Consider the following 10918-nt stretch of genomic DNA (forward strand, 5'->3'; position numbering starts at 1 on the left):
CGAGGACGACGCGCCGTACCTGCAGATGAACGCGTCGTACTTCGAGAAGCATCCGATGGGCCCGGATTGGCCCGAGCCGATCACGATGGCCAAGATCGATCCCGAACTGGGAACGCTGAAAGTAGCGATCGTCGGCTCCGGCCCGGCCGCCTGCTACGCGGCGATGGAACTGACCGGCAAGCCTCGCGTCGAGGTCGACATGTTCGATCGACTTCCCACTCCCTACGGTTTGGTGCGCGCCGGCGTGGCGCCAGACCATCCCGGAACCAAGGGGGTCACCGATCAGTTCCGCGCCGTCGTCGCGAAGAAGACTGTGCGCTGCCACTTCAACGTCGAGGTGGGCACCCACATCTCGCATTCGGAACTCTTGGACCATCACCACGCAGTGATCTACGCGGTGGGCGCTGCCGGGGATCGCAAGCTCGAGATCCCGGGCGAGGATCTGCCGGGAAGTCACGCCGCCACCGAGTTCGTCGCCTGGTACAACGGCCACCCGGGATATGCCGATCGGACTTTCGATCTGTCCGGCGAGCGAGCGGTGATCGTCGGAAACGGCAACGTCGCACTCGACGTCGCACGCATCCTGGTGACCGACCCTGACCAGCTTGCGAAGACGGACCTCGCCGAGCACGCATTGGAAGCGCTGCGGAACAGTAAGATTCGTGAGGTGGTCATTCTCGGGCGTCGTGGGCCGGCGCAGGCCGCGTACACCAATCCCGAACTGTTGGCGCTCGGACAGATGGCGAACGTGGACGTAGTCGTCGACCCGATCGAAGCCGAACTCGACGAGGCCAGTCAGGCGTTCGTGGACAGCGATGCCGCCGAGCCGTCCGTCCTGCTCAAGGTCAAGCAGGCGCAGGAATTTGCTTCGCGTACCGCAGATCCTTCTCGCAAGCGGATCGTTCTCCGGTTCCTCACCTCTCCCGTCGAGGTCCTCGGCGACGGTGCAGTCTCACAGGTGCGGATCGTGAAAAACGAATTGGTGGCAACGCCGACCGGTCAGCTCTCCGCCCGGCCTACCGAAACCGAGGAGACGATCGACACTTCACTGGTGCTTCGGTCGGTCGGATACCGCGGCACACCGATGGCCGACTTGCCCTTCGACGACGCTCGCGGCGTGATCCCCAACGAGAACGGCAGAGTAATCGACACCGAGACCGGCACGCCGATCCCGGGTGTCTACGTCGCGGGTTGGATCAAGCGCGGACCGACTGGCGTGATCGGCACCAACAAGTACTGCTCCGCCGAGACCGTGTCGATGATCTTCGACGACTTCGCTGGTGGGCGCCTCGCCACCCCGACCGAGGATGCCGACAAGTTGCAGGTTTTGTTGGCAGACCGGTCGCCGGATCAGGTGGACTATCAAGGTTGGCAGCGGATCGACAAGGCAGAACGCGCATCCGGTGCCGCAACCGGACGGCCGCGAACCAAACTCATCTCCATCGAATCCATGTTGGCGGCTGCCCGCAGCGAGGGATAGCAACGTTTGGGCGAACATCCGAATTGCTCGATTGCCGCATTTGTGTGTTAATGACTATGGAAATGCGCGGTTTGCTCTCTTCGGCGTGCTCGGGTGTGTAGGTGTGCTCCGAGCGGGTGCGTCCGAATGGTGCATCGGCATCGGTACCAGGCGGGTATCGATGCCGGCCGCGCAAACTCCACGTGAGTACGTGGTCAGTCGAGCGAAGGTAGTGACATGGGCAGCAAACAGGGTCGTCGGACGTCACGGGTTGCCGTGGCAATCGTCGGAGCGGTGGCTGCCGGCCTGGCTCTCGCCGGACCTTCCGCGGCCGTTCCTCTCTTCCCCGGTGGACCGGACATTCCGTTGCCCGTCATTCCCGGCGTTCCGTACCTCGATCCGGCGATTCCGGTTCCGGGCATCCCGGGTACGCCGATCCAGGCGCCCATCGGCGCTCCCAACTTCTCCGCGCCGTCGCTCAATCCGTCCGCGGGCGAGACCGTCGGTATCGCGCAACCGATCATCATTCGATTCAACGAGGCCGTCGGCGACCGTGCTACGGCCGAACGCGCGATTCGCGTGACCACCGATCCGCCGGTCGAGGGCAGCTTCTACTGGATCAACGACAGCCAGGTCCGTTGGAAGCCGACACAGTTCTGGCCGGCGAACATCTCCGTGACCGTCGACGCCGGTGATTCGCACTCCACGTTCAACATCGGTGACGCACTCGTCACCGTCGCGGACGACAACACCAAGCAGGTCACCGTCACCCGCAACGGTGAGGTCGTGCGCACCATGCCGACGTCGTTCGGCAAGCCGGGTCACGAAACACCGAACGGCACGTACATCGTCGGCGAGCAGTTGCGCGACATGTACATGGATTCGTCCACGTACGGCGTCCCGATCGATTCTCCCGAGGGTTACCGCACCTACGTCGAGTACGCGACACGAATTTCCTACAGTGGCATCTTCGTCCATGCCGCTCCGTGGTCGGTTGCGCAACAAGGTTTCACCAACGTCAGCCACGGCTGCCTCAATGTCAGCACCGAGGACGCCAAGTGGTTCTTCGAGAACGCAGGCAAGGGTGACCCGGTGATCGTGCAGAACACCGCAGGTGGAGTCCTCAGCGGCGCCGACGGATTGGGCGACTGGAACCGCTAGACATCGACGAGGAAGGCCCTGCGCGAGAAGTATTCGCGCAGGGCCTTTTTCGTGTCGCGTTCAGCTCGAGTGTCTTGTACGTTCACCATTCATTCGTTGCGGGCGGTCAGACTGCCTCAGTGAGATCGAGTCCGGAAAGAACGCTGCCCACATCAGGCAAGCCAGGTCTGTGGGGCAGACCATGGCGTGATTACGCGCTGTTCGCGCTCTTGGTAGGTCCCAATCTCGCGTTGCTGATCTTGTTCACCTATCGCCCGCTGGTGGACAACATCCGACTTTCGTTCTTCGACTGGAACATTGCGGACCCGAAGGCGACGTTCATCGGGCTGAGCAATTACCGCGAGTGGTTCGGACGAAGCGACACCTGGCAGATCGTCACCAACACAGTGGTATTCACATTGGTCACAGTGGTGGGTTCGATGGTCATCGGTTTGGCGTTGGCCATGCTGCTCGATCGCAAGCTCGTCGGGCGAAACCTGGTCCGGTCGGCCATCTTCGCTCCGTTCGTCATCTCCGGTGCAGCGATCGGTGTCGCGTTTCAGTTCGTCTTCGACCCCAACTTCGGTCTGATCCAGGATCTCCTGCACCGCGTCGGACTCCAATCGCCCGACTTCTATCAGGACCCCCACTGGGCGCTGTTCATGGTGACGGTGACATACATGTGGAAGAACCTCGGCTACACGTTTGTCATCTATCTCGCTGCGCTGCAAGGAGTTCGGCAAGAGTTGAACGAAGCCGCCGAAATCGACGGTGCCAAGCCGTGGACGAAGTTCCGCCGGGTTCTCCTACCTCAGTTGCGCCCGACGACGTTCTTCCTCTCCATCACCGTCATGCTCAACTCGCTCCAGGTCTTCGACATCATCAACGTCATGACCCGTGGTGGCCCGCTGGGTACGGGGACGACGACGATGGTCTACCAGGTGTACAACGAGACGTTCCGAAACTTCCGGGCGGGCTACGGTGCGACGGTTGCCACCATCATGTTCCTGATCCTGCTGATCATCACCGTCTACCAGGTTCGTGCCATGGATCGGGGAGAAGAGAAATGACAGCGGTAGAGGAAAAGAAAAGCGCTGCTCCGACTTCCGTCGTTAGGCCGGGGCCGGACCGCAAGAACGTGGACCGGCGTGAGGTCGGTGTGAAGATCCTCGGCTATGCGGCAATGGTGATCGCGTTGGTCATCATCGTCCTGCCGCTCTACTGGATCGTGATGACCTCGTTCAAGGAGCGCCCGGAGAGCTACACGCAGCCGGCAACGTGGTGGCCGTCGTCGCTGCATCCCGAAAACTATTCGGAAGCAACCACATCGGTCCCGTTCTGGATGTTCTTGCGGAACTCGATAGTGATCACGACGATTCTGTCGGCGGCGAAGTTCGTTCTGGGGACTCTCAGCGCCTATGGGCTTGTTTTCCTGCGCTTCCCGGGGAAGAACTTCGTCTTTCTCGGAATCATCGCCGCATTGATGGTTCCGAACCAGATCACCGTGATCTCGAATTACGCGCTCGTGGCAGAGTGGGGCTGGCGTAACACGTTCCAGGGCATCATAGTTCCGCTCGCGGGTGTAGCCTTCGGTACGTTCCTCATGCGCAACCACTTCCTCTCGATCCCTTCGGAGATCGTCGAGGCGGCGCGGATGGACGGAGCCGGCCACTGGCGGTTGCTCTGGCGCGTGGTGCTCCCCGTTTCCGTACCCACGATGGTGGCGTTCGGCATCATCACGGTGGTCAACGAATGGAACGAGTACCTGTGGCCGTTCCTCATGTCCGACGATTCCTCGGTAGCGCCGCTGCCGATCGGATTGACCCAACTGCAGAACAACGACGGACTTACCAACTGGGGTCCGGTCATGGCAGGAACGGTGCTGACGATGCTACCGATCCTGGTGATTTTCCTTCTGCTGCAACGACACATGATCAAGGGCCTCACCTCCGGTGCGGTCAAGGGCTGACAGCTTTCCCGTCACATTTCTTTCTCGAGGAGCAGTAATGGCAAACATGAACAGGCGCGGATTCTTGAGCCTCGGCGGTGCAATCGCCGCCGGAGCCGCACTGACCGCGTGCGCGGGATCCGGCGGGTCGAGCGCTGATGCTGCGGGAACATCCGGTGCGTCGGGTGATTCCAACACCATCACCTTCTGGTCGAACCACCCGGGTAAGTCCACCGACGTGGAGAAGGAACTGATCAACCGCTTCCAGACCAAGTACCCGGACCTGAAGGTCAACTTGGTGGACGGCGGCAAGAACTACGAAGAGGTGGCACAGAAGTTCAACGCTGCCCTCTCCGGTGGAGATGTGCCCGATGTGGTTGTGCTGTCCGATGTCTGGTGGTTCAACTATGCACTGGCCGGGGCAATCGAGCCGCTTGACGGACTCTTCTCCGAGGTGGGGGTCGACTCGGCCGACTACGTCGATTCACTGCTCGCCGACTACCTGTTCCAGGGCAAGCACTATGCGCTTCCCTACGCGCGGTCGACGCCGTTGTTCTACTACAACAAGGCGGTCTGGTCGCAGGCAGGTCTTCCCGACCGTGGGCCGGCGACATGGCAGGAGTTCGACGAGTGGGGACCCGAGCTGCAGAAGGTCGTGGGCAACGGCAAGTTGGCACACGGGTGGGGCAACGCGAAGGATTACCTCGGCTGGACCTACGAAGGCCCAATCTGGACGTTCGGCGGCTCGTACTCCGACCAGTGGAATCTGCAGCTCGACAACGAGAAGACCATTGCCGCAGGGCAGTTCCTCTCCAGCATGATTCACGACAAGAAGTACGCCGCGGTCTCCACTGACATCGCGAACGAATTCGGTACCGGCATTCTGGCGTCGACCATCGCGTCGACGGGCGATCTGTCCGGCATCAAGAAGACTGCCAACTTCGACTTCGGCACCGCTTTCCTCCCGGCAGTGGACGGAACTCCCGGTTGCCCCACCGGCGGTGCCGGGCTTGCCATCCCGTCCAAGATCTCCGATCAGCGTAAGAAGAACGCGCTCAAGTTCATCGACTTCATCACCAATGGTGAGAACACGGCGTACTTCTCGCAGAACGTCGGCTACATGCCGGTCCGCAAGTCGGCAACCTCGGAGCCGAGCATGAAGGCGTTCCTCGACGCGAACCCCAACTCCCGTACCGCTGTGGATCAGCTCTCGCGTACGCGCTCGCAGGACTACGCACGCGTGTTCGTCCCGGGTGGGGATCAGATCATCGGCACCGGACTCGAGCAGATCGCTCTCCAGAAGGCCGACGTCGCATCGACATTCGCCGGCGTTGCCACGCAGTTGCAGCAGATCATCGACCGGCAGATCACCCCCAAGCTGCCGAAGTAGTAGGAGAGAACACTCATGGCCAACGTGCAATTCGCGGGAGTCACGCACCGCTACGAAGGAACTGATCGACCGGCAGTCGACCGTCTCGACCTCGACATCGCCGACGGTGAGTTCCTGGTACTCGTAGGACCTTCCGGTTGCGGTAAGTCCACCAGCCTGCGAATGCTCGCCGGTCTCGAGTCCGCGTCGGACGGTCGGATCGAGATCGGCGGCACGGACGTCACGCACCTCGCTCCGCGAGCACGTGACGTCGCCATGGTGTTTCAGAGTTACGCGCTGTACCCGAACATGACCGTCGAGCAGAACATGGGCTTCGCGCTCCAGAATGCCGGAGTGGGAAAGACGGAGCGCCGGGAGCGGGTACTCGAGGCCGCGCGGATGCTCGAACTCGAACCCTTGCTCGGACGGAAACCGGCAAAGCTGTCGGGCGGGCAACGTCAGCGAGTTGCCATGGGTAGAGCCATCGTTCGCCATCCCAAGGTGTTCTGCATGGACGAACCACTCAGTAATCTGGACGCCAAACTGCGCGTCAGCACACGGTCGCAGATCGCCGCCCTACAGCGTCGACTCGGCACCACGACGGTCTACGTCACCCACGATCAGGTCGAGGCGATGACGATGGGGGACCGAGTGGCGGTGATGCTGGACGGTCGCTTGCAGCAGGTGGCGAAGCCGCGCGAACTCTACGACAACCCCGTCAACACCTTTGTGGCCGCCTTCATCGGATCGCCCGGCATGAACCTGATCGAAGCGCCGGTCGAGGGTACCGTCGCATTGCTCGGTGACCTGCGGATTCCGCTGCCCACCGGGGCGTCCGAGCGGGAGCGGGTCGTCGTGGGAGTGCGCCCGGAGTCGTGGGATCTGGTGGGCGCGTGGCGAAAGGGCTCGCTGGCCGTGGATGCCGACCTGCTCGAAGAGTTGGGAGCCGAATCGTTCGTGTACGCGAAAGGCTCACCGGATTGCCAGTGGCAGAGCCGATCCGGTCGAATCGTCATTCGCGTCGACCGGAAGATGTCGGTGGCGCCGGGGGAGCCGCTTCATCTGTTGCCCAAGGCCGGCGAGGTGTACTTCTTTTCCGCGGAGACCGGAGTACGTCTGTAGCGATACTGTGTGCGGCATGACCGTCGCACGTTCGCTGTTGCTGTTCGTACTCGCCGCGCTGCTCGAAATCGGGGGCGCGTGGTTGGTGTGGCAGGGAATTCGCGAGCACAAGGGATGGATCTGGGTGGGGCTCGGCGTCATCTCGCTCGGCCTCTACGGTCTGGTCGCCACCATGCAACCCGATGCGAACTTCGGGCGCATCCTCGCCGCGTACGGCGGGATCTTCGTCGCAGGTTCACTGCTGTGGGCGGTGGTGATGGACGGATTCCGCCCGGATCGTTTCGACATCGCCGGTGCGCTGATCTGTCTGGTCGGCGTCGGGGTGATCATGTACGCCCGGTAGGCCTTCGGCCCCGTGCGCGCTCAGGGAGTCCAGGGGGTCCCTAAGCGCGCACAGGGGCTTGCCCCTGCTACCAGATCTTCACACGCTTCTCCGGCTCCAAATACAGTGCGTCACCGGGCTTGACGTCGAACTCCTCGTGGAACGTGTCGAGGTTGCGGACGACGCCGTTGCACCGGAACTCCGGCGGCGAGTGCGGGTCGACGGCCAGACGGCGAAGCGCTTCGGCCTCACGGGCCTTCGTGCGCCATACCTGCGCCCACCCGAAGAACACGCGCTGCAAGCCGGTGAGTCCGTCGATGACCGGAGGTTCGGTACCTTCGGTCGCGATCTTGTACGCCGCGATCGCGATCGACAGCCCGCCGAGGTCGCCGATGTTCTCGCCGATCGTGAACTCGCCGTTGACGTGGTGGCCCGGCAGTTCCTTGGGCTCGAACTCGTTGTACTGCTCGATGAGAGCCTTTGTGCGCTTGCCGAATTCGCTGCGGTCCTCGTCGGTCCACCAGTCGACCATGTTGCCGTCGCCGTCGTACTTGGCGCCCTGATCGTCGAATCCGTGACCGATCTCGTGGCCGATGACGGCGCCGATGCCGCCGTAGTTGGCAGCGTCGTCGGCTGCCGCGTCGAAGAACGGCGGCTGGAGAATGGCTGCGGGGAAGACGATTTCGTTCATGCCCGGGTTGTAGTAGGCGTTGACGGTCTGCGGTGTCATGAACCACTCGTCACGGTCGACGGGGCCGCCCAGCTTGGCCAGGTCACGGTCGTACTCGGCGGCGTATCCGCGACGGTAGTTGCCCACCAGGTCGGTTGCCGAGATCTCGAGTCCGGCGTAGTCGCGCCACTTGTCGGGGTAACCGATCTTCGGGGTGAACTTCTCGAGCTTGGCCAATGCAGCCTCACGAGTCTGCGGGCTCATCCACTCGAGGTCGGAGATGTTGCGGCGGTACGCCTCCTGCAGGTTTGCGACCAGTTCCAGCATGCGGGTCTTCGCCTCTGCGGGGAAGTGTCGATCGACGTAGAGCTTGCCGACGGCCTCGCCGAGCAGATCCTGGACCAGGCTTACCCCGCGCTTCCAGCGCTCACGGTTCTCTTCGGTCCCGGACAGTGTGGTGCCGTAGAAAGCGAAAGTCTCGTCGACCAGGGCCGAATGCAGGTAAGGGGAGCGGGCATGAAGCACCTTCCACGCCGCCCATGCCTTCCAGTCGTCCAGTGACTCCGACGCCCAGAGTGCGGTGAAGGTGTGCAGGAATTCGGGCTGGCGGACCACGATCTCGGCGAACTTCTCCGAATCGGCGCCGAGACCGGACAGCCATGCCGCCCAGTCCAAACCGGGGTTCTGCTCGGTCAGTTCCTCGAAGCCCACCAGGTTGTAACTCAAATCTGCGTCACGACGCTTGACGACGTCCCAATGCCCGGCCGCGATCTTCTTCTCGAGCTCGAACACACGCTGGGCGTCGTAGCCGACGCCGGCGAGTGTGAACATCTTGTCGATGTGCGCGACGTACTTCTCGCGGATCTCCGCGTAGTTGTCCTCGCGGTAGTACGACTCGTCGGGGAGGCTGATTCCCGACTGGCTGAAGTGGATCAGGTACCGCTCGGAGTTCTTGGCATCGGTGTCGACGTAATGCGAGATGGCACCGCCGACGCCGACGCGCTGGTGGCGTCCGATCACGGTGGCCAGCGACGACCGGTCCGGCGCATCGGCGACGGCGTCGAGCTCGTCGTCGATGGGGCCGAGGCCTGCGGCCTCCACGGCGTCGGCGTCCATGAAGCTCGAGTACAGGTCGCCGATGCGCTGTGCATCGGTACCGGCGGCCGAGTTGGACTCCGCGGCTTCGGTGATGATGGTCTGTACGTCTTCTTCGGCCTTGTCGTAGAGCGTCCGGAAGGCCCCGTCGACTGCGCGGTCTGCCGGAATCTCGTATTCGGCGAGCCATTTTCCGTTGACGTGGACGAACAGATCGTCCTGCGCCCGTGTGTCGCCGTCGAGGTGGGTGAGGTCGATGCCTGAGCGATGAGCCGTGGTCATTTCTCCATCCTTACACGATCATGACGAACTGCTCGGTGTGTGCGCGATCGCTCCACGCCGAGTTCATCTCTTGTGCTGGGCAACGTCGGTATGGCATGGCACGATCGAATACGTGACCAGCAGACCTGCCGCAGATCCGCACCTGCAGGACCTCACGCGACTACGACGTGTGCGAGACCGTATCGACCGGGAGTACGCGCGGCCTCTGGACGTGGAGGCGCTCGCGCGGGGAGTGAACATGTCTGCGGGGCATCTCAGTCGCCAATTCCGTCAGGCATACGGAGAACCGCCGTACGCCTACCTGATGACCAGGCGAATCGAGCGAGCGATGGCGTTACTGCGGCGCGGAGACCTCAGTGTCACGGACGTCTGCTTCGAGGTCGGTTGCAGCTCTCTCGGCACTTTCAGCAGCAAGTTCACCGAATTGGTGGGGGTTCCGCCCAGTGTCTATCGGCGCGAGGCCGAGCAGTCGACGGCAGGAATGCCGTCCTGCGTGTCCAAACAAGTCACCAGACCGATCAGGAATCGAGAAGCGCAGACCGCGCAGCCGCAATTAACGTGATCGCCATGGACATCACCATTCACTCGAGTTTCCTTCCGCAGGACGACCCTGAAGCCGCCCTGAACTTCTATCGCGACACGCTCGGCTTCGAGGTTCGCAACGACGTCGGCTACGACGGGATGCGTTGGATCACGGTGGGGCCGCCCGGCCAGCCCGGCACCTCCATCGTGCTGCATCCGCCGGCCGTCGATCCCGGAATCACCGACGAGGAGCGCCGCACCATCATCGAGATGATGGCCAAGGGCACCTACGGCGGACTTCTCCTGGCCACCAAAGATCTGGACGACACGTTCGAGCGGCTTCAGGCCGGCGACATCGACGTCGTCCAGGAACCGACCGAGCAGCCGTACGGCGTTCGCGATTGCGCCGTCCGGGACCCAGCGGGAAACCTGATCCGTATTCAAGAGCTGCGCTGAGCCCGTCAACTGCGCTGAGACCGTCGGCGATCGACTGACAGATGGAGACACGATGACTGCCTTGCACACCGCAGACAGCCACGATTTGATCCGCGTGCAAGGCGCGCGGGTGAACAACCTCGAAGACATCAGTGTCGAGATCCCGAAGCGGAGGCTGACGGTATTCACCGGCGTCTCCGGTTCGGGGAAGAGTTCGCTGGTGTTCAGTACGATCGCCGCGGAATCGCAGCGGATGATCAACGAGACCTACAGCGCTTTCGTTCAAGGATTCATGCCGACGCTCGCGCGGCCGGACGTCGATGTTCTCGACGGCCTGACCACCGCGATCATCGTCGATCAGCAGCGGATGGGAGTCGACCCGCGCTCGACCGTCGGAACCGCCACCGACGCCAACGCGATGCTCCGCATCCTGTTCAGCCGTCTCGGAAAGCCTCACATCGGTTCGCCTCAGGCGTTTTCGTTCAACGTGGCCTCGATCTCCGGAGCAGGCGCGGTCACGATGGAACGCGGCGGACGTCAGACGAAAGAGCGTC

At 62.5% G+C, this 10918-nt stretch carries 10 protein-coding genes and 1 pseudogene; 10 read left to right on the forward strand and 1 reads right to left on the reverse strand.

The window, feature by feature from the left end:
- From A2J01_RS20090 to A2J01_RS20120, 7 genes are all read left to right on the forward strand, one after another.
- A partial coding sequence (locus tag A2J01_RS20090) for an FAD-dependent oxidoreductase (RefSeq protein WP_064113417.1) occupies positions 1–1480 on the forward strand: 1480 nt, incomplete at its 5' end.
- Between the two features lie 216 nt (positions 1481–1696).
- Positions 1697–2620, forward strand: a complete 924-nt coding sequence (locus A2J01_RS20095) for a L,D-transpeptidase (RefSeq protein ID WP_064113418.1) — start codon at positions 1697–1699, stop codon at positions 2618–2620.
- 74 nt (positions 2621–2694) lie between these two features.
- Entirely contained in the window at positions 2695–3669 is a 975-nt protein-coding gene (locus A2J01_RS20100) for a carbohydrate ABC transporter permease (protein ID WP_003940557.1), read from the forward strand.
- Positions 3666–4568, forward strand: a complete 903-nt coding sequence (locus A2J01_RS20105) for a carbohydrate ABC transporter permease (RefSeq protein ID WP_064113419.1) — start codon at positions 3666–3668, stop codon at positions 4566–4568. Before A2J01_RS20100 ends, A2J01_RS20105 begins: the two co-directional genes overlap by 4 nt.
- Positions 4569–4605: 37 nt before the next feature.
- A complete protein-coding gene (locus A2J01_RS20110; RefSeq protein ID WP_003940485.1) occupies positions 4606–5937 on the forward strand; it encodes an ABC transporter substrate-binding protein in 1332 nt (443 codons plus the stop codon).
- Between the two features lie 15 nt (positions 5938–5952).
- Entirely contained in the window at positions 5953–7038 is a 1086-nt protein-coding gene (locus tag A2J01_RS20115; RefSeq protein WP_064113420.1) for an ABC transporter ATP-binding protein, read from the forward strand.
- A gap of 16 nt (positions 7039–7054) precedes the next feature.
- Positions 7055–7381, forward strand: a complete 327-nt coding sequence (locus tag A2J01_RS20120) for a YnfA family protein (RefSeq protein ID WP_003940244.1) — start codon at positions 7055–7057, stop codon at positions 7379–7381.
- A gap of 67 nt (positions 7382–7448) precedes the next feature.
- On the opposite strand, the gene A2J01_RS20125 is transcribed toward A2J01_RS20120, so the two are convergent.
- On the reverse strand, positions 7449–9407 hold the full coding sequence (locus A2J01_RS20125) for a M13 family metallopeptidase (RefSeq protein WP_007731407.1): 1959 nt from the start codon (positions 9405–9407) through the stop codon (positions 7449–7451).
- Positions 9408–9519: 112 nt separating this feature from the next.
- Here A2J01_RS20125 and A2J01_RS20130 point away from each other — a divergent pair, with 112 nt between their 5' ends.
- From A2J01_RS20130 to A2J01_RS20140, 3 genes and pseudogenes are all read left to right on the forward strand, one after another.
- Positions 9520–9969, forward strand: a complete 450-nt coding sequence (locus tag A2J01_RS20130) for a helix-turn-helix transcriptional regulator (RefSeq protein WP_064113421.1) — start codon at positions 9520–9522, stop codon at positions 9967–9969.
- A gap of 5 nt (positions 9970–9974) precedes the next feature.
- Positions 9975–10385: a VOC family protein gene (locus A2J01_RS20135; protein ID WP_003940539.1), complete on the forward strand. Its 411-nt coding sequence runs from the start codon at positions 9975–9977 to the stop codon at positions 10383–10385.
- Positions 10386–10437: 52 nt separating this feature from the next.
- Positions 10438–10918: pseudogene (locus A2J01_RS20140) on the forward strand (excinuclease ABC subunit UvrA); the annotation flags it as partial.

The organism is Rhodococcus sp. EPR-134 (assembly GCF_001647205.1).
Lineage (GTDB): Bacteria > Actinomycetota > Actinomycetes > Mycobacteriales > Mycobacteriaceae > Rhodococcus_F > Rhodococcus_F qingshengii.